The 26,550-nt window shown below is 34.6% G+C and carries 19 protein-coding genes; 9 read left to right on the top strand and 10 right to left on the bottom strand.

All coding sequences use genetic code 11. The annotated features are described in order from the left end of the window. Window positions 1-283: 283 nt before the first annotated feature. From OK344_RS09650 to OK344_RS09635, 4 genes are all read right to left on the bottom strand, one after another. Complete coding sequence (locus OK344_RS09650) at window positions 284-1,582, bottom strand: Fic family protein (protein WP_265144595.1); 1,299 nt, start codon at window positions 1,580-1,582, stop codon at window positions 284-286. Between the two features lie 189 nt (window positions 1,583-1,771). After that, the gene (locus OK344_RS09645; protein WP_265144594.1) at window positions 1,772-1,939 is read right to left on the bottom strand and encodes a hypothetical protein; all 168 of its coding nucleotides are present in this window, start codon (window positions 1,937-1,939) and stop codon (window positions 1,772-1,774) included. A 37-nt stretch (window positions 1,940-1,976) separates the two neighbouring features. Then, a complete protein-coding gene (locus OK344_RS09640; protein WP_265144593.1) occupies window positions 1,977-2,744 on the bottom strand; it encodes a nucleotidyl transferase AbiEii/AbiGii toxin family protein in 768 nt (255 codons plus the stop codon). Next, complete coding sequence (locus OK344_RS09635; protein ID WP_265144592.1) at window positions 2,741-3,031, bottom strand: DUF6922 domain-containing protein; 291 nt, start codon at window positions 3,029-3,031, stop codon at window positions 2,741-2,743. Before OK344_RS09635 ends, OK344_RS09640 begins: the two co-directional genes overlap by 4 nt. A gap of 550 nt (window positions 3,032-3,581) precedes the next feature. Between OK344_RS09635 and OK344_RS09630 the strand changes: the two genes are divergently transcribed. Both OK344_RS09630 and OK344_RS09625 read left to right on the top strand, forming a co-directional pair. Then, window positions 3,582-3,824 carry a hypothetical protein gene (locus OK344_RS09630; RefSeq protein WP_265144591.1) on the top strand — a complete coding sequence of 81 codons (243 nt, stop codon included), beginning with the start codon at window positions 3,582-3,584 and terminating at the stop codon, window positions 3,822-3,824. A gap of 873 nt (window positions 3,825-4,697) precedes the next feature. Next, window positions 4,698-4,940 (top strand): hypothetical protein, encoded by a 243-nt coding sequence (locus tag OK344_RS09625; RefSeq protein ID WP_265144590.1) that lies wholly within the window; start codon window positions 4,698-4,700, stop codon window positions 4,938-4,940. A gap of 71 nt (window positions 4,941-5,011) precedes the next feature. Here OK344_RS09625 and OK344_RS09620 read toward each other — a convergent pair whose 3' ends face one another. Then, a complete protein-coding gene (locus OK344_RS09620) occupies window positions 5,012-5,440 on the bottom strand; it encodes a very short patch repair endonuclease (RefSeq protein ID WP_265144589.1) in 429 nt (142 codons plus the stop codon). Between the two features lie 201 nt (window positions 5,441-5,641). On the opposite strand from OK344_RS09620, the gene OK344_RS09615 reads away from it, so the two are divergent. The 5 genes from OK344_RS09615 to OK344_RS09595 are packed head-to-tail and all read left to right on the top strand — an operon-like array spanning window position 5,642 to window position 14,554. After that, window positions 5,642-6,868, top strand: a complete 1,227-nt coding sequence (locus tag OK344_RS09615) for a DNA cytosine methyltransferase (protein ID WP_265144588.1) — start codon at window positions 5,642-5,644, stop codon at window positions 6,866-6,868. Further along, window positions 6,868-8,325: an ATP-binding protein gene (locus OK344_RS09610; RefSeq protein ID WP_265144587.1), complete on the top strand. Its 1,458-nt coding sequence runs from the start codon at window positions 6,868-6,870 to the stop codon at window positions 8,323-8,325. Before OK344_RS09615 ends, OK344_RS09610 begins: the two co-directional genes overlap by 1 nt. Further along, complete coding sequence (locus OK344_RS09605; protein ID WP_265144586.1) at window positions 8,322-11,195, top strand: Z1 domain-containing protein; 2,874 nt, start codon at window positions 8,322-8,324, stop codon at window positions 11,193-11,195. The genes OK344_RS09610 and OK344_RS09605 overlap by 4 nt, the downstream gene beginning before the upstream one ends. A gap of 2 nt (window positions 11,196-11,197) precedes the next feature. After that, window positions 11,198-12,166: a PD-(D/E)XK motif protein gene (locus OK344_RS09600; protein WP_265144585.1), complete on the top strand. Its 969-nt coding sequence runs from the start codon at window positions 11,198-11,200 to the stop codon at window positions 12,164-12,166. A gap of 3 nt (window positions 12,167-12,169) precedes the next feature. Beyond that, on the top strand, window positions 12,170-14,554 hold the full coding sequence (locus tag OK344_RS09595; protein ID WP_265144584.1) for an AIPR family protein: 2,385 nt from the start codon (window positions 12,170-12,172) through the stop codon (window positions 14,552-14,554). A gap of 159 nt (window positions 14,555-14,713) precedes the next feature. On the opposite strand, the gene OK344_RS09590 is transcribed toward OK344_RS09595, so the two are convergent. From OK344_RS09590 to OK344_RS09570, 5 genes are all read right to left on the bottom strand, one after another. Beyond that, window positions 14,714-15,784, bottom strand: coding sequence for an AlbA family DNA-binding domain-containing protein (locus OK344_RS09590; RefSeq protein WP_265144583.1), 1,071 nt, complete (start codon window positions 15,782-15,784; stop codon window positions 14,714-14,716). Window positions 15,785-15,786: 2 nt separating this feature from the next. Then, on the bottom strand, window positions 15,787-18,339 hold the full coding sequence (locus OK344_RS09585; RefSeq protein WP_265144582.1) for a sacsin N-terminal ATP-binding-like domain-containing protein: 2,553 nt from the start codon (window positions 18,337-18,339) through the stop codon (window positions 15,787-15,789). A 6-nt stretch (window positions 18,340-18,345) separates the two neighbouring features. Further along, on the bottom strand, window positions 18,346-19,386 hold the full coding sequence (locus OK344_RS09580; RefSeq protein ID WP_265144581.1) for a nucleoid-associated protein: 1,041 nt from the start codon (window positions 19,384-19,386) through the stop codon (window positions 18,346-18,348). Beyond that, window positions 19,383-22,070: a PD-(D/E)XK nuclease domain-containing protein gene (locus tag OK344_RS09575; protein WP_265144580.1), complete on the bottom strand. Its 2,688-nt coding sequence runs from the start codon at window positions 22,068-22,070 to the stop codon at window positions 19,383-19,385. The genes OK344_RS09580 and OK344_RS09575 overlap by 4 nt, the downstream gene beginning before the upstream one ends. Window positions 22,071-22,456: 386 nt before the next feature. Next, window positions 22,457-22,918, bottom strand: a complete 462-nt coding sequence (locus OK344_RS09570) for a transcriptional regulator (protein ID WP_265144579.1) — start codon at window positions 22,916-22,918, stop codon at window positions 22,457-22,459. A gap of 296 nt (window positions 22,919-23,214) precedes the next feature. Here OK344_RS09570 and OK344_RS09565 point away from each other — a divergent pair, with 296 nt between their 5' ends. After that, complete coding sequence (locus tag OK344_RS09565; protein ID WP_265144578.1) at window positions 23,215-23,406, top strand: hypothetical protein; 192 nt, start codon at window positions 23,215-23,217, stop codon at window positions 23,404-23,406. A 1,829-nt stretch (window positions 23,407-25,235) separates the two neighbouring features. Continuing rightward, complete coding sequence (locus OK344_RS09560) at window positions 25,236-26,534, top strand: thioredoxin domain-containing protein (protein WP_265144577.1); 1,299 nt, start codon at window positions 25,236-25,238, stop codon at window positions 26,532-26,534. Window positions 26,535-26,550: the final 16 nt, after the last annotated feature.

Genomic DNA, 26,550 nt, shown 5'->3' with positions numbered 1-26,550 from the left:
AGCATAGCATTATCGAGGAGAAAACGCAGGTTCCACTGATGATTTCGAACAAAGTTCACAAGAATTTCAAGTTAAAAAACAGATTCTTCACTTCATTGCATTCCGTTCTGAATGACAGATTTCAGACTCATTACATCCTGGATCTTTGGGGTATATGCAGACTCCCGTGATCCAGGATTTTATGATTTACGTTTGTTTACTGAAAAAAGTTTTGAAATTCCAATCGATATCTTTCGGTAGGAGGACTGTAGTACCGTGATTTTTTTGAAAGATGTTTCCTGTATTACAATTTATACCTTTTTAAGGTGTTTTCAAAAGCAGCAGCTTTTATAAAGTTTTGTTTCTGCTTGTTTACTTGGATGATTTCTAAAAAACCTAATTCCACTAATGATTTTAAGTCGGTTCTTGCCGTATAATTTGATATATTAAATCTTGCTTCCATTTCTTTAGTGTTCAGAATTCTATCCTGATCATCGTGAATAATTTTTAATATTTGTGCCATTCTGTCATTCACTCCCGGTATTTTCATAAACTTCGCGGCCTGAAACACTTCTTTCTGCTTATGACTGATATACTCTTTTAATGCGACAAATGATTTGTCCATTGTCTTAAGATGATAGGTTATGAAATAAGTCAGATCATTTTCATCAGTTTCTGTGTATAAGTACGCTTTCTCATATTGGGATTTGGTATCTTTGATAATTCTGGAGATCGACAGATATTCCGTTAACCAATACCCTTTTTTAAGCATATACCAATAAAATACAGCCCTCGCAGTGCGACCATTTCCATCTGTAAAAGGATGTATCCAGCCAATCATAAAATGAATAATGCAGCCTTTAATTATGGGATGGATAAACTCTTCACCATCCGTATTAAAAAACAGGCATAAATCATTGATGAGTATTCTAAGATCAGATTGTAAAGGTGGGGTATGTACAATTTCACTGTCAATATGATTTACTACATGTACATCATCATTTTCTCTGAATGCACCCTCATCTTCAGAATCTTCTAAGGTCTTATTTGTAATGAGATGATGAATATATAATAAATTTTCTACTGTTAAATCTTCACTTTTGTGCTGAACAATATATTTCATGGTCATAAAATTGTTCAAAATCATCTGTTCAGATTTGTTTCTCGGCTTTTTCTCCTGCTGAATCATTTCTTTAGCCTTTTTTCTTGTTGTGCTGGCGCCTTCCATTTGGCTGCTGGAAATAGCTTCTTCCATGATAGAGCTGATCATGAACTTAGTCTTGTCAGTTTCTGCAATACCAATGTTGCTTCCCAGTGTTCCACCGATATGCATGTCAAACTGATGTAATGATTTTTGAATATAATCTGTTATAACATAATGAAAGGGATACGAATGAAATTTCACGGTTTTACTTTTTAACAATCTGTCTAACTTTATTGCACTCCAAAGTTCCAAAGGGGTGCAGTCTTTGGCTTTATATTTTATTTTATCCCAGTATAAATAATCATCCTGTATTTTCTGCAGACTTCCATTCATCTGAAACTTAACCATAAGCGGTATTGTCTGGTCCGTTTTTTCTATCTGAGGTGCCGGTTCAATCATTATTTTTGTAATAGCTATAGAATTCAAAGATAAGTAAAAACCTCGAGATTTTTTTAAAATCTCGAGGTTTTTACTCATTGCGGGTTTTTACACCGTAATTCCACTGATGATTACGAACGAATTATACAAAATATTCAAGTTAAAAAACAGATTCTTCACTCCATTGCATTTCGTTCTGAATGACAGATTTCAGACTAAAACATCCCTGTCATTGACTAAGGTGAATCTTCGATTTCTGAATGTAGCATAGCGCAGTGAAGAATCAAAATCGATGACTTCCAGCTGTTCAACGGAATAATCCCTCAGAATTTCATTCAATAAATCTTCTGTCAGATCAGAGCTTCCCAGTAAAACCATTCTGAAAATTTCAGTTCTGGTATATGCGTAATCAGATTCATTGTGTTCTCCCTTGTGGATTAGGAAAATCTTTTCCTAAATCCGAAAATAATCTGCGTACTTTCAATCGCCAGCTCGACCTTGCTTCTATCCAACTTTTCCCGCCTTCAATAATGTCAATCCTGTCGTGGGTATGTGAGGGAAGGTGGGATTTGAATTTTTGAGGTTCATCAAATTCCAAAAGTAAATCAGGATGTTCTAAAACATGTTTTTCAATATCTAAATCAAACAGAGATTGATGCTCAGGCAGGTGGTATCTGTCTCTTTTTTCCGAAAGCTGATGATACAGATCGGTCAATGGTATTTGGGCGGTAATAAAATCCAAATCATAAATGTCTTTCTTCGCAAAACGATTGGTAGCACTCATCAACTTGAAAAGACCAATGTCGTTTTTGTGAATCATTCTAATTCCGTCAACAATTTCGGGCTTATATAAGCACTTCATATTCTGAAGAAATTCGACTTTTATTATTTCTTTTTCTGCGGTAATGAATGTGCGCAAAAATACATACTGCTCTCCCAGTTCTAAATTAATAAGAATAGATTTCATTACGCTACTTCCGAAATGTTTATGTAACTCCGAAATAATTTTTTCGAAACCTTTCTTTCCGATCATATAAGGAGAAATGAAATCAATATCAATGGAAATGCGATGCTGATAGCGCATGGCGAGATTAGTACCTCCACCTAAAGCAAACTTCGATACAGAATAAAAGTTTTGTAACTCAAGAATGGTTTTTCTTAATTCTTCACTTACGGCATTCATCTCTTTTTGACCCGTACAAATGGAGTGGTGTGATATCTTTTAGAAACCAGTTCACAAACTTCATTGCTGATCAACTCCCTGGTATTTTTAAGGTGATTAAGGATTTCCTTTTTGGTGTAAAGGCTTTCCAACCTTTCAATATCCTCTTCAAATGAATCACTGGTGGTAGCATACAACGCTCTTGGAATAATAATATCCTTGTCCCTTTGAGGACTGAGTTTCCTAAAATCCATATCCCAAAAAAGATATTTGGGAAAAATATTCGATATGTCGACCGTTTGTTTCACTATACAAATTTAATTAAAATAATAGGATTAAAACAGATTTTCTGTATTTTGTTGTCCCATTTTTAAAAAACAGGAATGCTAATAACCTGTTAATCAAATTTTAAAGAATGCTGACCATGTAAACTGAGAAACCCTATTTGCGATTTTACTTCAAAAACAGCACCAACCTATTCTATGAAAATCACGAGATGCCGTAGCGGAGTTTCTCGTAGGTGGGTATCATACTTTTCATGACGGTATTACTTTGGCAAAGTGGGAGGCATTCTGCGAAAGTTATAATAATTGCAGTTAGTGCTTCCTACTCACTCAGCTTCAAATGAAACCTCCGCCGGTTTCGTCATAAAAATTATGGAAAACCATAAACAGAGGATGATGAAAATATTGTATTTTTATAAAACAGTTGCAGGATTTCTAAGTGAAGATTCGTTTTCAATTGGTGGAGCATGAATAAGAATGATTTGCGGCTGCCGAAACAACTTCGCCGTTACGTGCGATATGAAGAAAACGAGATATTTTTTGCCCCATTTTTAATTCATTCAACAGTCTTATTATGAAAAGAAAAATCAGCCATAAAGAATTTAAAGAACTTGACTCTGATGCGAAAATGATGATTATCGAACAGGTTCTGAATTCGGAAAATGCTGATGGGTGTAAAGGTATCATTCATAATGTTCCGAAACGGTTTAAAAATGGGATACATGATGATGATGCACAGATCGAAACTTTGGTGAAAACGCTGGAGACCAAAATATTTTCTGAAAACACTGAGTTGGAGTATGATGATGAGGTCTGAAAATTACCGGTTTCTGAACAGCGGAGGACCTGTGGGAACAGCAAGTCACTGCAGGAACGATTTGGTTACGAACGAAGTTCACAAAATTTTCAAGTTAGAAAACAGATTCTTCACTCCATTGCATTCCGTTCTGAATGACAGATTTCAGATTCATTACATCCTGGATCTTTGGGGTATATCCAGATTCCCATGATCCATGGTTTTATTATTTCCGTTTGGTTACTGAAAAAAGTTTGGAAATCCTGAGGGATATTTTTCGGTAGAAGGACGGTAGTACCGTGATTTTTATTTAGTTTAAGAAGGGGGGAAATGTTTTAAGGCCACACGATACAATCGTGCGGCAGCGGGGGGTGAAAACGCAGGTTCCACTGATGATTACGAATGAAGTTCACAAGAATTTCAAGTTAGAATACAGATTCTTCACTCCATTGCATTCCGTTCAGAATGACAGATTTCGGACTCAATACATCGCTCTTATTGGCTACGTGGTAATCTTTGATTTCTGAATGAAGCATAGCGCAGTGAAGAATCAAAATCGATGACTTCCAGCTGTTCAACGGAATAATCCCTTAGAATTTCATTCAGTAAAACTTTGGTCAGATCAGAGCTTCCCAGTAATACCGTTCTGAAAATTTCAGTTCTGTCCTCCGGGGTCAGCTGATTGAGTTGTTCGGTATCGCGGAAAAAGTTCAGGAATTCTTCCCGGATTATATCCTGACAGGTTTCGATGGTATCTGATGATGATTTAGGTGTTCATCATAGTGCAAATCTGGTGAGTATTTCTTATATTTGATATATAAAATATTGATAATCTGAAATCTATCAATATTATTACCAAAATACTGAACTCAATAACCATTAAATAGTTAAGTTATGAATACCTATCTGAGTGAACAGCAAAAACGGAGTCATCCTTACTACAGGATCATGGAACTGAAGGGTGATGAACTGCAAAACCAACTGACTTCATGGTCAAGGTCTGAACTGATCGACTGGCTGTGCTGGAATGACAGAAACGGTGTATACACCGATGATGATTCTTTAAGGGAATTCGGAAATATCCTGAGTAGGGAAAGAGCCGTGGAGATTATTGCTGAGATGCTTAATCAATCTTAATCTAGTGTTAAAAAAGAGTAGGGGAGCCAGTTCCTCTATCTTTGAAATGACACGCCTTCCGGATGTTAAAATTATTCTGCAGAGGCACCTTTGATTTTTGGTATAAGTTGTATGAGTGTTTCTTCAATACGTATTTTTTTCAATTCGCATTCCCATACCGTAATAACATTCCATCCCGCTTCCTTCAATTGGAATATGTTCCTCAGATCTCTTTTCCTGTTTCCGTTAATTTTATCCATCCAGAACTCCGTTCTCGTTTTTGGCATTACAAAATACCTGCAGTCCTGGTGACCGTGCCAGAAACATCCGTTTACAAAAATTACGGTGTTGTATCTCTTCAGTACAATATCAGGTTTCCCCGGTAGTTTTCTGTCATTTATTCTGTATCTGAAACCTTCTTTAAAAAGTAATTTTCTGAGCAGTGTTTCCGGCTTAGTATCCTTACTTTTAATCTGGCTCATGTTGTAGCTGCGCTGCTTCGATGTATGTCTGTCAGGCATAGATATTTTTTTAAATTTAATTAATTATGGAAAACCCTATTTTTCATTCTTGAATCTTATGTAAATTTACCACTTCACATTATCTTCGGTTTATAGAAATTAATCAACGACTTTTTAACATAAAAAGGAGAATTTAGTTATTTTTTTTAAATTTAAATTTTTGAAGATTTTAATGTATATTGATCGTTTTATAAAAATAGGATGCCAGAAATAAAATTTATAGACTTGTTTGCAGGTGCAGGAGGACTCTCAGAAGGATTTATAAGAGCGGGGTTTACTCCTGTTGCACATGTGGAAATGAATAGAGATGCTTGTGATACTTTAAGAACTAGAACCGCTTTCCATTGGTTGAAAGAGAAAAACCGCGTAGGCGAATATTATGATTATTTAAAAGGTGATATCACAAGAGATGTACTTTGGAAAAAGATTCCCGGTCATCTTATAAATTCAGTTATCAATACCGAGATTTCAAACAAAACACTACCTGATATTTTTGATCATATTGATTCGGAACTGGAACAGAAAGAAGTTGACTTAATTATTGGTGGCCCTCCATGTCAGGCGTATTCCGTGGCGGGGAGGGTAAGAAAAGATATGACGGATGATCCACGGAATCATTTGTACAAACATTATGTTGAATTTTTGAAAAAATATAAACCTAAAATGTTTGTGTTTGAAAATGTCCCGGGAATTCTGTCAGCAAACAATGGGCACTATCTACAATTGATTTTTGATGCAGTCCGTGAAGCGGGATATGAACTTGATAAACAGATCTTGAACGCCCGGGATTTTGGCGTGTTACAGGACAGAAAAAGGGTAATTATTATTGGTTGGAGAAATGATTTGAATTTAGAATATCCACACTTTAACAAAGTCGAAATGCAGTTTCAGATAGGGAAACATCTCTTTTCGGATTTACCTAAAATCAAAAGTGGACAGGGAAACTGGGGTGTTTCAAAGTACACAAAAAAGACTAATTCTTATCTTAAAAGTTCGGGTATTAGAAACGGAATTGATTTTACAACACAGCACATTTCACGTTTCAACAATGACAACGATTTGGAGATTTACAGAATTGCTGTTGACAAATGGGTTAATAAAGGTAAACGTTTAAACTATGCAGAATTACCTATACGCCTCATAAAGCATAATAATGTTAAGTCTTTTACAAACCGGTTTCAGGTTGTTAATCATGAAGGTATTTCTCATACGGTTGTAGCGCATATATGCGCCGACGGGCATTATTACATCCATCCCGATATTCATCAAAACCGCTCGATTACAGTTAGAGAAGCAGCAAGAATACAATCTTTTCCCGATGATTATTTTTTTGAATCCAGCAGAACAGCAGCTTTTAAACAAATTGGAAATGCGGTGCCAGTATTGATGGCAGAAGGAATTGCGAAAAAATTGAAAGAGATTATTTAATGGATCAATTCAAAGCCGAAATTGCCAAGCCAAATCCTAAATCCACGATAAATTCTTATAGAAGTTTCGGGTACAATCTATCCACTGCCATCGCCGATATTATTGATAACAGTATTTCAGCGAACGCGGATGAAATTGCTATTCTTTATAAATGGGATGGACAGGATTCTTTTATTTCCATTAAAGATAATGGTGACGGAATGCACAAAGATGAATTGGTTGTTGCGATGACACCAGGCAGCAAAGATCCGGAAGACGAAAGAAGTGAAAAAGATTTAGGTCGGTTTGGAATGGGTTTGAAAACTGCTTCATTTTCTCAATGCAAAAGACTGACTTGTGTTTCGAAACGAGTAAATTTCTCAACCATTAAAAGATGTTGGGATATTGATTTCATTAATCAAAAAAAAGAATGGCAGCTGTTAGATTTTGTTTCTGATTCAAATTTCATCAATGAAATAAATGAGCAAAAGTCCGGAACTTTAGTTCTTTGGGAAAAGCTAGATAGAATTGTTGGAAAAGCAGAATGCAATAATGAAAGTGTGAAAAATGCTTTTTACCAAGAAATGGAAAGTGTGCGTGAGCATTTAAGTTTGGTGTTTCACAAATTCATTGAAAGTAAAAGAATAAAAATCTTTTTTCAGAATGAAGAAATCGAACCATACAACCCATTTTTACTAAACCTTGACCCAAAACCCGAGATGGGATTGCCGGAAAAATTTGATAACGTAGAAGTTACTTATTTCGTTTTACCTCATATGTCTGAAATCGGAAAGGAAGATTACGATAAAACCGGTGGTTCTCTTGGCTGGTTTCAGCAACAGGGGTTTTATGTTTATCGTGGAGACAGATTGCTGGTTTCTGGAGATTGGTTGGGATTGGAAAAGAAAAGAGACTACGCCAAATTAGCAAGAATATCAGTGAATTTTTCCAATTCAAATGATTTTAACTGGAATCTTGATATTAAAAAATCTACAGCAACACCACCAATCGAAATTCGCCGGGAACTTTCAAGGATTGCGAAAATTGCAATTATAAAATCTGCTAAAATTTATAACTGGCGGGGACAAAAAACCGTATCTCAAATTACCGATTCCAATTTTGAACCCTTGTGGAAAGATGAAATTACCCGTGAAGGAATCAAAAAATATAAAATCAACAGAAAACATCCAATAATTAATTCTCTGTTGGCGGACAAAAATAAGTTGATGTCGAAAGCATTCAAACTTCTCGAAGAAAATGTGCCTGTAGAACTTATTTTAAATAACCAAAATGAAGATCCTGCTTTTCACGAATTAGAGAAGCATTCTGAAACTCCGAGTGAGGATTTGCTAAATCTTGCAGTTGAGCTTTACAAAATATATGTTCAACAAGGGATTCCTGAATCCTTAGCCAGACAACAAATTATGTCTTCTACACCTTTTAATTTATTTCCATTAATTAATGATTATTTGAAATGAACGATGTAAACCAAACCGCAAAACTCATTTGCCACGCTTATTTGAACTTAATTCCTCGTGATTCAATTGATGATGACACTATTTCAAAAATTATAAAGGATAAAATATCTTCTGCTATTGAATTTCAGAGCATAGATAAAGAATTATTATTTGAGTTACTTCGTGCCGATTTCAGCATTGGAAGTGGGGCAATCACGGAACTTTATGATGAGAATGTTACACCCTGGCTGAATGATGAAAAGGCAAATATAGACTTTGAATTATGGAACAGGTACAAATTGGATATGCAGAAAAACGACCCGTCTTTTCCTGTAAACGATTTGGACGATTTCACGAATAGGATTCTTGATAAATGCGTGAACCCTAAAAAGAAAGCTTCTTGGGATAGAAGAGGAATGGTAGTTGGTCACGTACAGTCTGGTAAAACTTCTAATTATGTAGGTTTAATTAATAAAGCAACAGATGCGGGGTACAAAGTAATTATTGTGATTGCAGGAACAATCAGTTCGTTGAGAAGACAAACCCAGGAAAGAATTGATTCCGGATATATCGGAAGAAACAGTTCAGCATTCATCAGAGAAAACCAAAACAAAATTATTGGCGTTGGGAAAATTAATGTAGATACAGATATTTATTCTTTAACTTCATCTTATTACAAAAGTGGCGATGAAGGTGATTTTAGCCAATCGGTTGCCAATCGATTAAACATTCCAATCGGAAAAAATCCGGTAGTTTTTGTTATTAAAAAAAATAAAAGCATTCTTGAAAACCTGATTGATTGGTTTTCGAAAGATGTCAATGCGAAAATCGTTGATGGGTCACCGAAACTGTTTGATGTTCCGGTTTTGATAATTGACGATGAAGCCGATGCAGCCTCTGTAAATGCAAGTAAAAGCATTGAAGACATCAAGACGATTAATAAATTAATCCGGACATTATTAAATTTATTTAACCAAAATACTTTCATCGGTTATACTGCGACACCTTATGCCAATCTGTTTATTTCCCAGGAGCACAAGGAGGAATTAACAACAATTGTTAAAAATAAAGAATATAAAATCGGTGAAGATTTATTCCCCCGGGATTTTATTATAAATATAAAAGCGCCCTCAAATTACATTGGCGCAGCAAAAATATTTGGATTTGAGAATCCAGAGGGAGACGAAAAAGAGCCTTTGGATATTTTCAGAGCAATTGACAGATTTAACGGCTTTGACAATAAAAATAATCCGATTTATGAAGGAGATTTTGATCCACCTTTTTTCAGGACTGTAAACAAATTCAACAAAGAAAACTTACCGGAATATCTTCCGAAAAGTTTGGAAAAAGCAATCCAATCCTTCATTCTTACTTGTGCTATCCGCAGATTGAGAGGTCACGAAAACAAGCATAATTCAATGTTGATTCACGTTGCCTTATTGGTAAAATGGATTGACAGAGTTGCTTCTTTGGTTAATAAAAAGACGAAAGAATACGCCAATGCAATCAGAAGTGAAGATGCTGGAATTTTACAGGAACTGAAAGAATTGTATGAAACTGATTTTGTTCCAACGACAGACAATGTTTTAGAAAATTTAGATTATAAAGACATCAGAATCAAACAACATTCCTGGGAAGAAGTAAAAGGCGAGCTGAAAAAGGCGGTTTCAAAAATTGATGTCCGTTCAGTTCACGGAACTCGCTCAACTACCAATTTAGAATATCATAATATTGAAGAAATTGATTATAACAGACACGAAAACGGTTTGTCTGTTATTGCAGTTGGTGGAAGCCGGTTGTCAAGAGGAATTACTTTGGAAGGTTTATCGGTAAGTTATTATTTGCGGACTACTAAAATGTATGATTCACTGATGCAGATGGGTCGTTGGTTTGGTTATCGTCTTGGTTATGTAGATTTATGCAGATTGTACACTACTGAGCAAATCTTTGAATGGTTCAACCATATTACAATGGCAACTGAGGAAATGAGAAATGATTTTGATGAAATGACGGCTTCACATCAACGCCCAAAAGATTTCAGATTAAAAGTTAGAAATCATCACGGTTTGATGACAATAACCAGTTTAGCAAAACTTCATTTCTCGAAAAACATTGAAATTTCTTTTTCAGGAACTAATCCACAGACTTACCAATTGTTGAAAACGAAATCTGCAATTGAAAGTAATTTTAAGAATTTTCAATCATTGTTGGATATTGGAAACAAACCATTTGAAATTATTAAACATAAAGAAACTGATGTAATTCCGAGATATGTCTTGATTAAAGATTTCGACAAAGAAAAAATTGCTGCGTTTTTGGATAATTTCAAAATCGACTTATTACGTATCAAAAATGCAAGATTGGGAGAATACATTTTAACTCAAAATGAAATTAAAGAATGGTCTGTTACGATTGTTTCAAATACTGATGTAAAAACTTTTATTGATTTTAATGGCGGTTCAAAAAAGGGAGAGCGTGCCAACAACGCAGATGTAAAAACATATCAAGTTCAAATTGGAAATGAAACTCTAGAGTTAGGTTGTTCGGTTCGTAATCAACAATTGCTGAGAGAAGGAGAATATTATTTGATTTCTAAAAATCAAATTGATGATACAGTTGACCGACAAGTTGATTTAGTTGTCTCGGGTTTGAAGAAAAACGATGCTATTAAAATTGAAAGGGAAAAAGAGAAAAAAGGTTTGCTTTTAATTTATGCTTTAGACGAAAGAGGAACACCGGATGTAAATAACGGAATCCCAATAATTGGCTACAGTCTTCACTTTCCAAAAATTGAAAACGAAGTAAAAACATCTTACACTACAACTATTTTTGATGGTTTCGATGAAGACCCACAGGAAGATGATGATTCTCCTAATAACGATAACGATTAATTATGGTTAATATAAAATCAATTTGGGAAACGCAGAAACCAACCGGCGATATTATTATAAAAACACGAATTGAAGATATTCCGCATCTCAATTGTTACGCTGCAACCAATCATATTACAGGACAGCATTTATACATAATGTCGGTTTCCAAAAATGTGGAAATTCCGGAACTTAAAAATTACCGTTTCAAAGGCGTGGAGATTTTCATTGTGGATACGGATGATTTATGTGAGTTAAATATTTATTTGTTAGACAATGATTTAAAAGATATTTTTTCTTTGTTTATTCAAAATATTTTGGAAGATATTGCTGAGAGTGTTACAGAAAGTGAAGCAGTTACAAAAACGCTGAACGTAATTTCTAAATGGAAAAAACTCTTTGATAAAATCAATTTCAATGGTTTAAGCATTGAACAACAAAAAGGTTTAATCGGTGAATTGCTTTTTATCAACCATCTTTTAGATTATCCAAAATCTCCATCAACCATTTTAAATGCCTGGACAGGTCCTGATTTTGAGGACAAAGATTTTGTTTTTGGGGGAACAGGAATTGAAATTAAACTAACTTCATCAAAATATCCAAAGATTAAAATTACCAACGAAGGACAGTTAGACGCTCAAAACCTGAATGAATTATTTTTGATTTTGTACACTGTGGAACATGTGAAAGAAAATGGTTTCACACTTTATTCTTTAATTGACCAAACTCAACAAAAACTGTCTGCAAACATTGATGAACTCAAGTTTTTTAATGAAAGATTAATGCTGTTAGGATATTTTGAGGAGGATAAAGAACATTACAATAAAATGTTTTCTTTGAAAAGAACCTATTCGTATTCAGTGTCCGAAGATTTTCCAAAAATTATCAAAAGTCAGTTACCAATTGGCATTTACAATACTTCATATTTCATCGAACTTTCTGCTGTAGAAAATTTTTCAGCAGAAATGAATGAAATTACGCAAAACATTTAAGGAATGAAAAAAGCTTTACAAAATTACATTGAAGAACTAAAATCTGATGTTGCTGCACTGGTTTATTCGGACGGAGAAGGAGCGAGTTTTGAAGATAAATTTACAGAATATTGCATAGAAGTCTTTGAATCTATCGGAAAGTCTGAGGGAGCGAGAGTTTTGTCTTACATCCATCCTAACAGCCAGGGCGGCATTGAATGGAAAATCAACGGTTACTGCTTGAAAGACAGCTTTAAAAATGAAAGCAATAAAATATATTTTGAAACACTAGACCTTTTTATTACATATTTTAGAAATGATGATTTTGAATATAGTTTTAATAATGTCAGTGTTTATGACAGAACGGTTAATCAAATTAAAAAGTTCATCAATGATGCATTTAAGGGATATATCAAATATATAGATCCATCTCATTCAGAGTTGTGTGAGTTAGTCAAAATTATTGAAAAGCAAAGAAAAGATTTTGACAGAATTAATATTTACTTGCTTGTAAACGGATTTTCGGACATTGAAAAAAACAAGATAGAAGTCAAGGGTATTGATATAGATGTATATGTTCACACATGGGACGTTGCCAGATTATTTAAAGTCAATGAATCCAGCAGCGTGCACGAGCCTATAGAAATTGAGTTTGATAAGTTTACAGAAGAAGGAAAAGGGTTACAATGTCTGCAGGTTCCAAGTATTGACGAAATGTATGACTGTTATCTGGCGATTGTTCCGGGGGAAGTTTTAGCAAAACTGTATAAAGAACATTCAAACGAACTGCTGGAAAGTAATGTTCGTGCATTTTTGGGTCAGGCCGGCAAATTCAACAAAGGAATCCGTGACACCATCCGCACAAAGCCACAAATGTTTTTACCCTACAACAACGGAATTACCGCCACAGCAGAAAGCGTAGAAACTTATTCGGTTGGAGGACAAATGGTTATCACAAGACTCAATGATTTTCAAATCGTCAACGGTGGACAGACGACTGCATCACTCTATCACACACAGAAAAAATATAAAGAGGCAGATTTGAGCAAAATTTTTGTGCAGATGAAACTTACGGTTATTAAAGACAGGGAACAGAAAAACATAGAAGTTCCCAATATTTCCCGGTTTGCCAACAGTCAGAACAAAGTATCTGAATTGGATTTGTCTTCCAACAATCCTTATTTTGTACAGATAGAAAATCTATCACGCAGGAAATATGTAGTCAATCCTGAAAATAAAAATCAGTCTTTGCTTTGGTTTTTTGAACGGGCTAACGGACAATACCGGGAAACACTTAATAAACAAACTCCAGCTCAGCAAAAGAAATTTAAAGAACAGAATCCTTCCCAGTTGAAATTTGTAAAATCCGATGTTGCCAAATACATTAATCTGTGGGAGCTGGAACCACATTTTGTGTCACAGGGGTCACAGAAAAACTTCATTCATTTTACCAAGAAAATAAACATTCTTGTCAGTAAAAATAAATTGCCGGGCGAAAATTTCTACAAAAAACTGATAGCGAATGCTATTATATTCAAGACCATTGATAAATTATTCGGTCGTAAAAACGCAGATGCTATTGGAGACACCAACCTGAAATCCTTTACTGTGGCCTATACGGTTTCATATTTCCACTACCTGACAGATAACCGGTTGGATTTGTGGAAAGTCTATGAAGACCAAAATATAGATGCCAATCTAAGCCTTCGCTTCAAAAAACTTCTAGCTTTTGTGTACGGACATTTGATAAACGAAGCCAATAACAGTTTGATTTCGGAATATGCGAAAAAAGAGTCCTCGTGGCAGAAACTGAAAGAGTCAACTTACGGTGAGGATTTACGGAAAACTGTTTCAGAATATTTAATTTCACCTAGTGAGAGAGATGAAAGAGAGAACGAAAAGGAAATTGATACTAATGATGAGGAAGACCGGCTTTTTGTAATCAGTGAAATTCATAAATTTGGTTTAAACTTTTGGGATGGATTAGTTATTTACCTTAATAGTAATTATTTGGAAGGTTTCAACAGAAATTCGGTTGAAGAAGTATTCAAAAACCTTCAAAAAAATAAAAATCTTCTCCCACGAGACATTACTATTGGCAGAAAAACGATTAGGTTATTATCTGAAAATCCAAATTTTTTGGAGGAAATTAAAGCTTTATCCAGGTTGCAGGAAAAAGAACATGTCGAAATAAAATTTATGTTTGACCGATTAAAACTTGTTTCAAAAGACGACTGGAAAAAAATAACCGACCTGGCAGATCAGACAAAAATTTTTACTATTCCGGAATTAGGCAACGTGAAATCAATACAGTCTGCAATTGCCAGGAATGAAAAGATAAAGGAGCAATCCCTGATCAAAACTTATGAGTCGCTTTTAAAATTGAAAAGATTTGGAATTAAAATTTGATTATCTTTTGGCTGAATAAAACATTAAACCACGCGATGCACTCGCGCGGGACCGAGGAACTTCGGGTCAAAATGTGAATGTAGGTATTCTGAGGAATAATTACCGAAATTAATGGGTATTGTTGTTTATAGTGCAGCAGAGAATTAATTAAAAAATTTATTATAATGTAGCTAATTGATATTTAATAACTGCAGCATTATCAATTTTATCAACAATTTCCATTAAATAGGAAAAATGATTTAGCATATCTTCTATAGATAATTGATGTTCTTCATTAAGATTATATTGTCCCGGATAAAACTGTAAAAATTTTTCGTCTACAATTCCATTCCTATGAGCATACAAGTGTCGTATTTGGAGTATTTTTTCAATATTATCTTGCTGTATACCATCAATTACCTGTAATTCTTTTATTTGCGAATTGTCGGCAATAAATCCTTTGACACTACCTCTTTGTAATTTACTAAGTTTCTTTTTTGCCCAGAATAATACAAATTCTTGCATGTCTGCACAATCCAGAACCTCCTTTATAGTAACTTGTTGAGCGGATTTTAATGTTGCCGGATTAGCTAAATAAATTTCGTATAATAAATCTGTTAGGTAAATCTCAAAATTATCTGCACAGGATGACAACAATATCCGCATTAGAATTTTACCTTCCTGATTGTTAGTTGGTGCGGATGCTGAAACGGGATATAATATATTCCCCAAATCATCAATGATATTTAGAACACCGGAATAATGGTCGAGAAACTTTGATTTTGCACCAGTACCATTTACACGAAAAGCAAGTAAATCATTAATTAACTGTATAATTAACGGAAGGCGATTGACCTTGATTTGCTTTATTTCAGGATTATTTAGAACAATCTTGGTACCATTCCTTATGTAGATTTTATTTTCAATAGCAACAACAGTTAAAGATTTCTCAACTTCTATAACGTATAGCCTTTTACCTTCATGAGAAAGATATTCATATTTAATATTTGGCTTAGGTGATAGCAAGTCAATTGCCTTATGTGTTACTCCATTAGCATGAAAATCTTCACTTAATCCCGTTATTTTTATTTCTCCGTTTGCCTCATTAACTCCTAAAATTATCACCCCTCCGTTAGAATTGGCAAAAGCAGCTATCATTTGGGCTAAACTTCTTGCTGGAGGTAAAACAGCCTTATATTCAAGTTGTTCATTTTCCTCGTTACCTAATATTTTGGATATATCTATACTCATAACTAAACAGGGAACTTAACGATTTGAGCTTTCTTTAAAAGATGACCTAACGAGATCATTCTGGGTTTAATACCATCATCTATCCATAATTCAGATGGTTCATAATCTAATATATCGCGTTCCGACCCGTAGTAAATTATTACTTCTCCATTATAAGCTGGCCTAGCAACTATACTGATTGGTTTGCCATCTTTTATAATCCCTGCAAGAATTGTAGGTGCTGTAGTATCATCCAAATCATCGAGATCATAATCATTCAAGGTTTGTAAATATTCAACGATATTTTCTTTTGCTTGTTGAATTAAGCTCTGCACATACACAAACATATCAGTTGTAGGCGTAGATTTATGAGAGAAAATTGAAGCTAAATCTTTATCTTTTATTGCTTCTTGCCATTCTTCCAAAGAAGAAATCCCCATATTTACCAGTATTTCCTGTGTTACTGGTAATAAGGAATTTCGCTCGACTTGTGTACTGCCATGACTGTCTAAAAGCTCCCGTAGCTGTTGTAAATCATTTACATTATATTGTTTTAAAAGGGAATAAATTTCTTTAGCTTGTTCTATGTTTTCAAATAGACGTGGATTTTCCTCAATTGCTTCTGCCACCTTTGAAAGATGTGCTAAGTCTGTCTTACTTCTCATTACTTTATACAGACTATCCTTATCTTCAATTGTATTCATAAATAATTCCGCTCTTTTTCGGTATGTTTCCGTAAATAGCTCTTTACCTTCATCTGGATTGTTATCAAACCACTCTGATAATAAACTGATCGCTTTTATGAAATTCTGATTTTTTGTACTGATGCTCTTGAGTTTCTCATTTATTTTGGTTGCAATCTCACTTTTCTTTTTTACGGGATATCGTCCAAATCCAAGTTTGTGATGGATCAAAATATCATTCCAGTCGTCTCCCAAAAGTTGCAATATCTCGACAAGGTGGGAATCATTTATCTTGTCAATAAAGAGCTCGCTTTTAATCAAAAAATCTCCATTTTCATTTGGTATTACAGCGTTCTTTTCAAACAAAGGAAGATTAACCTCATCTTCCATTATGAAACTCCCCACTTTATTAAACCACTTGAAAGTAAGGTCTTCATTATTTCCGAATGATTCTGATAATTTGCTCATTGATTTAGATTTTGCAATATCACTTACCAACTCAGCAAAGGTAATCTTACTTACATCGTCCCAAATTATGTCTGTCCAATTGTGGATATCATCTTTCTTACAAACTGCTTGAGGAAAGAGGTCAGAGGTATATTGCCAAAGTTTTTCCTTAATTTCTTTTGTATATGATTTTAAAGGAAACCAAAGTTCATTTAACTTGCCATTCTTCCCATTCTCCAGTTCAACAATCGACTTAGTAAGTAAAAATTTTCTTAGAGGAGCTTGAATATATTTAACATACCATTCTGCGTCAAAATATTTCTCATCAGTTGATGGGAGTTTTGTTTTTGCAATATTATATACGTTTTTAAATGATCTGCTCTCTATGTCATTAATCATCTCTTTATACAAAATGAGAGCTTGTTCCAGTAGATCTTTATTTTCTATGACCTCAGAATCATTATCGCCCATTAGCCAAATTCCATCCCTCTCTGTTTGAGGATTAAAGTAAAAGCTATTTACAACAATTGGAAAATGGAAATTTTCTGTGCCAATCAAAGGAAAGTCACAAAACAATTTCGGTACATTATCTAGGTTTAAAAGTTCAAAATCATTACCCTTTTTTATTGCCTTTACGGCAATAGAGACTGTCCCATCTGTCGCGTATAATAGCCTTACAATAGATGTTTTACCATTATGAATTTTCGTGATTTTTTTAAATCCATCAACAACGTCTGAATCATTTGTAAATAGTGTTTTCGTATCTCTAACATTGTCAATTATTTCTACAGAATATATTTCAGGGATAAATGATAAAACGTATGGTATCAATGTAGTAAACTCATCGACTCCAATTTGTGCGGTATCTTTTTGTTCATCTGAATCTAAAGTATAAATAAAAGAAGTGTTAAAAGCATCTTCATCATACTTATCAATTTCACTGTTTTCAGTAGAAGCGTGAAATTCTTTCCAGGCATTTTCAATTTTAGGTATTAACGCAACCGTTGTTTTTCCGTTCCGATCTAGAGGAAAGCTAAACTGGAAGAGGTCACCTCCGATTGTCTTAACTATTCCTTTAATATAGACTTCTTTAGAAAGTAGGTGTGTAGTAAGAAATCCTGTTCCAAATCTACCTGTACGAGTGCTAACTTCGCCTTCCTCAACTTCTTTAGAGGATATTTGGTTTATTAGTCCTCTAATATCTTTTTCTGTAAAATGATTGCCATTATGCGAAAATTCAATTTCTTCAACATCATAAATAATCTGAACGGAAACTTTTCTATCCGCATCAGCCACGCTGTCCTTTGCATTTTGCAATAGTTCCCATGCCCAACGACCATGGTTGTTCTTTACCGTTTTTTCTAAATCGTGTAATCTTTTAATTATTTTATCAGCAATAGACCTGTTGCCATCTTCTTTACGACCTTCCTCAATTGATTTAATCATATTAAACTACTTTTCTTCTTCGTAATAGATTTTATAATATTTTCTTCCATCTTTTTCAGTGCCTTTTTCAATAAGCTCCTTATTTCCGTGGATATAGATATCAAAATTTTTATCAAGCTTTAATACACTTTTAAAAACACGTGATTGTTTTTTTAATGCCTGAGAAGATATTTGAAAATCATCCGAAATTTCGACATTTTTATTTTCTCTGTATTGTTCGTCATAACTTCTGAATGATTTTATCATTTCAGGATTATGAAATACCTCTTCTTCAAAGCTTTCCTTTTCAAATCTATCATGTGTTTTAAAATACTCAACGGAACGGTTTAGCAAGTCTATTTTGTCTGCTTTACTAACTTCAAATTCTTCAGAAAGCTGTTTTGTTACAAAATCTTTCGTTATAGAGAGAAAGTTTTTTGTGAAATGATATTCATCTGCACTTGGTCGGATACTTAAAAAATCATCTTTCCAATATTGTGTAACATTGGACTTATTAGAATCAACGATACAAACGGTAAATCCATCTTCAGTTCTTTGGTCAAATATGATACAACCTTTGTCAAGTTTAGCAACATTTACACCATTATCATACTTAATTGTATAATTATCTTTCGTTGGGTCAAATTTTAGAAATACGTCTTTAACTTCTGTTTTAAATAAACCAATCGCCGTTGTTTCAACTCCATCTAAAAATATACTTTCAAATAAACAAATTGTAAACTCTCCTCCGTTAACTTTAGGATGCGTAGAGCTTTCGTATAAATGTTTTGAGAGTTCAACAGTATTCTCATAAAAAGAGTCAGAATTAGAAAATATCCGATTGATTAATGTGTATACTGCATTTAATGACAGTTCTGTAGGATTAGTGAAATTGAATTTTTCATTATCCTGAAAAGAGGATAGAAAATACTTCAATAAGTATTTTTTTGTATCTTCCTCAACTATGTTTACTTCTCCCGATGAAATCTTTATTCCTTCATCTCTTAATTTGTTTCCAACAAAGTGAGTAGCTATATTTTGTAATTTAACTGCTGTGAAGTCAATCATTTTATAATATTAAATAATTTTAGTTTTTCTAGTTTTAGATTTTCGATCTCTTTTCCGAGTTCCTTTTCCAAATTTTCGATATTTGATATGGCTTTTACCGAATTCGTTTTTATGAGGTAGGGAGCCGACTTAAATACTCCGTCATATTCTGGTTTATTTTTCAAAGCATTAGAAAAGTTGAAAGTAACCTTGTATAATCCATTTTTTATGTTTAAAAAATTGAACTTGTAAAGAACCTTCATTTCTTCTAAAAATATTGACTCTTTTGCGTTTAGTTCACTCAATTCAGTTAATGTTTGCAAACCTTTTCCTTCAAAATTTATAACTAAGTCTTTATCAACTTTATCTCGATAAAGTTCAGGGACTTCTGTGTTTTCATCGAACTTGAATTTAATAGATTGAATATCGGCTTCATGAAACATTATAGAAGAAGCTATATTGCTAAAACTAAGCAGGAAATTTACCCTTTCTGTATTACAGCTAAAATTCTTGAACATTACTTTAATCTTTTCTTCTTCAATAAAATCTATTCGTTTGAATTCCTCTTCAACAAGTTTTACTAGACGATTTACAATATATTTGTCGGCTTTACTAATAGTATTTTCGGTTACAACGACCAACTGATTATCTTTTTTCTTAATTACAACTTCTGCTTTTCCTGGTTTAGTATTAACCAGTAAACTACTTGTCGGATCTTTTGTTTCGGTTATCAATGTTATTTTGAATTCATCCTTAGCGGGATTTGCTTCAAATTTCAAACTATCAGAATTGATAATTTTGACATTTAAACCATCTGTCAAATTATCTGTATTTATTTTTACTTTCTTAAAAACAGATTCTAATGTTTCGTCTTGTTTAATGTTAAAAAAGGCATCTGAACTATTTACAGTTTTCCCTTTCACATCAATGTATGATTTAAAATCTTCAAGTTCTTTTGGACTAAAAAGCAATGAAGTCATTAAGTCTATTAATTTCTTAATGTCTGCATTTTTTGTAAAAATTCCCTTTTTAGCAAGAAAGAATTTAATATCATTTGCTGTAATCGCATCTGTTTTGAGAAATGGCTTTATAATATCTCCGTATGGAAGAATATTTACAAAAGCTTCGTTCAAGTGCTGGGAATTAACTAAAGAAGGTTGGTTGTCTTCCTCGTATATTTCATTTTTATTTGTAATTACCTTTGTATTTGACAAGGAATCCAGCGCTTGTGCATCAATACTGTAGTATTTTAGTACTTTGACCTTTTCGTCTAATAATTCCTCATTAAAAGAACGGATAACTTCGAGAGCTTCGTTTTTATCTTCTATTTCATTGTAATCAGGAAAATAAAGAAGGTATTCATTCCCATAACCACTTGTAAGGCTAATAGTTAACCAAATTAGTTTCTTTAAAGCTTCTGAAGAGAATGGATCAGAACAAAAAAGAAGAAAACTAATTTTAGATTTACTTTCTTTAGTAATTGGAAGGACAGAAGTATTAATGAATTGAGGTGGAAGTTTTAATCCTCTTTCTCCAATACGTTTGGGACTTTGGTTGGCTTCGGTAATAGGATACGCAAATTTAACTGGGACATCCTCTCTGTAATTTTTTGCAGTTGTAATACTGCTTATTAAAAAGTTTGCTTTATTGTTATCAATCAAAAAGTAGTTTATATTTTCATGCAGTAAGTTACGTTTATAGTTATCTTTTGTATAATGAATAAAATCAGTTGAAACTTCACTGTTGTCTGTAGAGAGCCAAAATAAGAGGCTGTAAACATCAGTAGAATCAAATCTTTTTATTGGAATTTTATTTTTTTCCTCCAAGTCTGAACACACAATATCTGTATCATTTAAATATTTTAATATTTCTGTCTTAGAAGAGCTTGGGTATTTAAGCGAGTGAAGGGATGAAACCATCACCAAATCTCCTGATTCTTCTTTTAGTTTACTTTCAAAATCTCCAAGAAAATCAACTGAATGAATTTCATTTTCTTCTGTTTTGTCATTAAAACGTTCTACTACATGATTTTCTCCAAACTGATGCCAACCGATAAGTTCTAATATTTTCTTAACGATTCTATGATTGATAGGGATGTTTTGATTTTCCGTTGGAGGAGCTAAAGATGCAAATGGATTTGTTTCAATTTGATTCTCAACTGCACTGATCCATTCCAAAAGTTTTTTATCAAAATCCGCTCTTGAAATCTCTTTTCCAATAATAGAACTTGTTCCAAATTCCAATGTTAGTGCTTTTACAATAAGTTCTCTAACTTGTGATGAAATCTTAGGTTTGTTTTTGTCTTCATAATACTTGTCAATTTTGGTTGATGCTTGGTCAATTAAAACTTGAGTATTTAAAGGTTTAATTTCTCCAATTTTTACATTACCAATATCTTCCGCTTTTGAAAGCTTTTCATCAATATTTCCAATCACAATTAATTCATAATGAGACGCATTCGGCGAATGAGTTTCGAGTTCTTCACACCATTTTTTTGCAGAAGAATGCTTAATTATATTCTGTGAAGATTTTACTTGACACAATTTTACAGTATCATCGGAATATTTCCATCTAATATCTACTTTTTCCGATTCGTCTAATGGCTCAAGAGTTACTGATTTCCACAGATTATCACTTTCAAGCGTATCTAATACACAAATAATTGTCTGTATTAAGTATCCTCTAATTCCTGCATTTCCGCCCATATTTTTTAAATTTATTTACCTCTTTTTAACCTGCGTTCGACAGTTTTCCAATACTATAAGTCAAATCAAGCTTCTTTTCAAGCCATACTTTTGCTTTAAAATTACTTGGTTTGTGATTTCTTAATACTTACGTACATGTCAAGTTTATATAGAATCAAATTATATAATTTTCGTCCTAATGAATTAAATTTGTTATATCAATAATAAATCTGTTAAAGCATAATAGAGGCTTTTTCGTTATACATGAACTTTTTTATAATTGTTTAAGTATTTCTGCAGGCGGAATAAAAATAGACTGCTTTTCGAAGTTGTACTAATTTTTATTGATCATTATTGAAATAGCAATTAGTTGCTATCCAAATATAAGTTCATCATAGATTATCACCTTACGGTTTCCCGTAAAGTTCTTCAAAAAGTTCACCAGGCTTTTTACCGATTGCCTTTTCAATAAGAAGCAGCTCATGGGCTTGTAAACCTCCGTTTCGGAAGTATAGTTCAAACAGTCTAACTTCTTGTATACCTGTTTTAGCAGCAATCTCTTCAATTGTATTATTAGAGGCTTCATATTGTCTCATTAATAAACCAAATGTATTTCTGTCTTTGGGTTTATACGATTTTAATTTGTTGTTTCTCAGATGGGGATATACAATAGTTTGGGCTGTTGTGAACTCATCTCCAAATGCTTTCACTAACAAATAAAAAGTCTCAGCAGATAGTTTTTCGATTGAGCCGTTTTTTAATTTGCTGATCTGTCCTTTGGATATTGTAGATTTCTCAACTAATTCTTTATCCTGCCAATTGAGGCCTTCTAATCTTTTGATTATATATTTATCTATTTGATGGGTCATATAAATAATATTAATTTCATTGTTTAAATATTTTGTAATTAGGAAACTAATTTGTATATTTGCTTTAGTGATTTTATAATTAAGGTGTATGCACCATAATTAACGATGTTTTCTCGTACTGCGAAGTCCTACCTTGCCAACGAGAGAGTCGTGAAATCGCTCCATGTCAAAAAGTTTCCTACTTTTGCATACGGCATGAGAGCGGTTCTCACGTAAACTTTCAATGGCACCTATATGGTTCTCACCGTATGGAAGGGTAGTAGGACACCCGCAGTTTGAAAGTGTGAAACCGCTCCTTGCTTTTTCAGGGATCTTCCGCTTACCCGAAACCATCGTTCCATAACCCCAAAACACATCAGTATGAGAACGACATTTACCTACTTTCCTCCTTAAAATCAGAAGAACCTGAAGGTTCTCACCACCACCAGTCTCCCGTACCATCAGGAGATAAAAGAACGCCAACGCTCCTCACTGCTGTGAGAGGGTAAGGTTTTGTGCAGCCCAATGCCACACAGAATCTCTACAATACGATCGCCCTTAAGCACACCAAAGCCCTTTGCAAAGAGCAGGAGAGTGGGAGTAAAGACATTTTAAAACTGGTACGTTAAAAATAGGTTGTTTATTCCAATTGTACAAATGAAGTTGAGAGGGGTGTAAGTGGTGGGAGTGTTGGTTTTTTGAGATGCGGGGTGATGGGTGATGGAAGCTGGATATTTGGCTTTCGCTTTGCGAAAGAGAATCCTCTCCGCCTCTGGCGGATCGGAATGACAGGGGTCTTCACCGGAATGACAGCGATGCTGTTAAGAATGACACTTACAATGGTTACGCGCCATTGCGGCCCCAAGGCTTACTTAGAGAACTTTCTGTTTTTTCTTCATCATTATTTTAAAAGTTATGAATTATTTATTCGCCTTTAGTGACACCTCATAAGAGCTCCTCACATTCATATCAATGCTCTTTTAAAGGATTGGTTCTTAGTGGGAGAGCGCCCCTCTTCATAGGTTTCTACACCGCTTTCCCCTAAGGCAATCCGGATGATAAGAACCAGGTAAAAAGTAAAAAGTAAAAAGTAAGTAGTACAAAGTACAATGTAAAGGAGGGTGATGATATCAGAAATCAGCAACCAGAATTCAGAACTCAAAATTTAAAATCCGATGGCTGAGCGGGGCCGAAGCCAGAGACAGCGAAAAAGCCAAACGTAAAAAAGAGCCAAGAGTAAAAAGCTTTATCTGCAGAAAATAGGGATGCCCGCGGATGCTTCACGAATAAAGCGTGGATAATTCATTAGGAGTTCATGAAAAAATATTTGAGAATCTCTACGACAAAAGAGGAGTGAAGATGAAGGGTAGATTTTCATTCTTTTCCCTTGATGAAAAAAGAAACAAAAAAATCAAGACTTGAATTTATTTGCCTCATCTCTGTTATTGTTTTAATGGAATCGGCGATCCGCTATGGCGGATTGCTAAAAAATTAAGATTTCTTCTAATAAAATCCCTCAAACTCGGGCGGAAAGAAAACGGGTTTATATGTATAAAGTTTATTGCCGCCACTCAAACAGAGGGATTTTTATTCGGTTATCATGAAGAAGATTTGTTCCCGAAGAAATCTCAATTTTTCTTTACGCAAATAACTCCTAGGTCAGAAGTCTTTAAGAATTGAGAGATCAATAGAAATTAAAATCATGGAAACGGAAAATATACCATATGAGAACTCTTCGTAATAAAACAAAGGATCTGTCTTTAGTGGGAAAGTGTTTTATTTTTTTTCATCATTTGTGTTTGGCTTTCCCCTAAGGCAATCCGGATGATAAGAACCAGGTAAAAAGTAAAAAGTAAAAAGTAAGTAGTACAAAGTACAATGTAAAGGAGGGTGATGATATCAGACATCAGCAACCAGAATTCAGAACTCAAAATTTAAAATCCGATGGCTGAGTGGAGTCGAAGCCTCATTGAAGGTGATTTCGGTTCTGCTCAATCACCCAGGATATTATAAAAGGATTTGTCTTTAGCGGGAAAGTAATTTTTTTTTGATGTACACCGCTTTCCCCTAAGGCAATCCGGATGATAAGAGCCAGGTAAAAAGTAAAAAGTAAAAAGTAAAAAGTAAAAAGTAAAAAGAAAAAAGGTAAAGTACAATGTACGGGGAGGGTGATTATATCAGACATCTAAAATCTATAATTTAAAATTTAGAATTTAAAATCCAGCATCCAGCATCTGACACCCCTCATCCAGCAACAAAAAAGCCCTTTCCCTAAAGTTGCAGCCGCAGGAAAGAGCGTGGAATTAATTAATGTATAAGTAAAAACCAAAACAAAACTATGAAAAAAATGTTTTGCAGGGAAATCCTTTCCCTGGCATTTGTGGCTTTGCTGTTCCTGCAGGTTCCTGCGCAGCAAAAAGCCTTAAAGATCGGGGACCCCGTTCCCGAAAAAGTTTGGACGACGCCATTGCCGATGGTCAACAGTCCCTATACAACAACCACCCTGGCCAAAGACCGGGACAAACTCATCCTGCTGGATTTCTGGGCAACCTGGTGCAGTGCGTGTCTCATTAATTTTCCAAGAATGGAATCGTTGCAGGAAAAGTTTGGTGACCGCATTAAGATGCTGCCTGTTACAGATCAGAACCGAGTGACCATCGAAAAGTTTTTAGCGACAAAGAACGGTCAGCGGTTTAAACATCTCAGTTCGGTTGTAGGAGATCAAATGTTTGCGGATTATTTTCCGCACAAAGGCGTTCCGTTTTTTGTGTGGATTAAAGACGGTAAACTTATTAATACCACCGATGCAGAACAGGTAAATGAAGAGAACATCTCAAAAGTTCTTAAGGGAGAAAATACCGCACTGCAGACCGTTGTTCAGATGGACAGAACACGGCCGCTGATGCTGGCCGAAAGTTTCGACCGGCAGAGAAATGTGTCCTTACTGAATTATTCCATTTTTATAAAAGGCCCAATACCCGATATCGGTTCCGGCGGTACGTTCCGATATACTGCAGATAAAAGGGTGAAAGGGAGGCAGTTTACCAATCTGCCTTTGATGGACCTGTATTACGCGGTGGGATCCAATCTCTTTAAGTCGATGAAAGTCCGGGAAAACTTCAGTAAGAAGAGAATGATTGTAGAAGTGAACAACAGAGCGGATCTGGATGGGGTTCTGCTCGCGGACGGAACCTTCGATACCCGGTATATCTACAGCTATGAACTTAATGTTCCGGAAGACAGAGCAGACTCCCTGTACCGCGATATGTTAAACGACCTTAACCGTTACGGCCCTTTCACCGCAGCGATTGAAAGGAGAGCTGTAAAATGCCTTGTCCTTAAAAGAACTTCGGGCAGGGATAAGCTTGCGACCAAAGGAGGGGAGGCGTTATCAACTTTTCCCCGCACCCCTTCCGTCCTCAGAAATCTGCCGCTCCGGGTGATGGTGAATATGCTGAACGGCAACAGCGGTATTGATCTGCCTGTGATTGATGAAACAGGATATACCGGAAATGTAGATGTGAAAGTCTCCGGAGTCAGAAGCCCTGATCAGTTGAGAAAAGAGCTTGCGGATTATGATCTGGAACTTGTCGAGGCAGTTAAAGAACTCGACATGATGGTCATCAGAGACCGCTGAACCTCACCAATAATAC

Origin of the sequence: Kaistella yananensis, from assembly GCF_026107505.2 — a bacterium.
Classification (GTDB): Bacteria; Bacteroidota; Bacteroidia; order Flavobacteriales; family Weeksellaceae; genus Kaistella; species Kaistella yananensis.
This window is presented reverse-complemented; position numbering and strand designations above follow the sequence as displayed.

What these genes read in the sequence shown, in the direction of transcription:
- OK344_RS09645 (WP_265144594.1), bottom strand. Translation starts at nt 1,939, where the DNA reads ATGGTTTTACTGGGAAGCTCTGATCTGACAGAAGATTTATTGAATGAA.
- OK344_RS09620 (WP_265144589.1), bottom strand. Translation starts at nt 5,440, where the DNA reads ATGCCTGACAGACATACATCGAAGCAGCGCAGCTACAACATGAGCCAG.
- OK344_RS09595 (WP_265144584.1), top strand. Translation starts at nt 12,170, where the DNA reads ATGAAAAAAGCTTTACAAAATTACATTGAAGAACTAAAATCTGATGTT.
- OK344_RS09615 (WP_265144588.1), top strand. Translation starts at nt 5,642, where the DNA reads ATGCCAGAAATAAAATTTATAGACTTGTTTGCAGGTGCAGGAGGACTC.
- OK344_RS09600 (WP_265144585.1), top strand. Translation starts at nt 11,198, where the DNA reads ATGGTTAATATAAAATCAATTTGGGAAACGCAGAAACCAACCGGCGAT.
- OK344_RS09560 (WP_265144577.1), top strand. Translation starts at nt 25,236, where the DNA reads ATGAAAAAAATGTTTTGCAGGGAAATCCTTTCCCTGGCATTTGTGGCT.
- OK344_RS09590 (WP_265144583.1), bottom strand. Translation starts at nt 15,784, where the DNA reads ATGAGTATAGATATATCCAAAATATTAGGTAACGAGGAAAATGAACAA.
- OK344_RS09630 (WP_265144591.1), top strand. Translation starts at nt 3,582, where the DNA reads ATGAAAAGAAAAATCAGCCATAAAGAATTTAAAGAACTTGACTCTGAT.
- OK344_RS09650 (WP_265144595.1), bottom strand. Translation starts at nt 1,582, where the DNA reads ATGATTGAACCGGCACCTCAGATAGAAAAAACGGACCAGACAATACCG.
- OK344_RS09610 (WP_265144587.1), top strand. Translation starts at nt 6,868, where the DNA reads ATGGATCAATTCAAAGCCGAAATTGCCAAGCCAAATCCTAAATCCACG.
- OK344_RS09585 (WP_265144582.1), bottom strand. Translation starts at nt 18,339, where the DNA reads ATGATTAAATCAATTGAGGAAGGTCGTAAAGAAGATGGCAACAGGTCT.
- OK344_RS09625 (WP_265144590.1), top strand. Translation starts at nt 4,698, where the DNA reads ATGAATACCTATCTGAGTGAACAGCAAAAACGGAGTCATCCTTACTAC.
- OK344_RS09570 (WP_265144579.1), bottom strand. Translation starts at nt 22,918, where the DNA reads ATGACCCATCAAATAGATAAATATATAATCAAAAGATTAGAAGGCCTC.
- OK344_RS09575 (WP_265144580.1), bottom strand. Translation starts at nt 22,070, where the DNA reads ATGGGCGGAAATGCAGGAATTAGAGGATACTTAATACAGACAATTATT.
- OK344_RS09580 (WP_265144581.1), bottom strand. Translation starts at nt 19,386, where the DNA reads ATGATTGACTTCACAGCAGTTAAATTACAAAATATAGCTACTCACTTT.
- OK344_RS09640 (WP_265144593.1), bottom strand. Translation starts at nt 2,744, where the DNA reads ATGAATGCCGTAAGTGAAGAATTAAGAAAAACCATTCTTGAGTTACAA.
- OK344_RS09605 (WP_265144586.1), top strand. Translation starts at nt 8,322, where the DNA reads ATGAACGATGTAAACCAAACCGCAAAACTCATTTGCCACGCTTATTTG.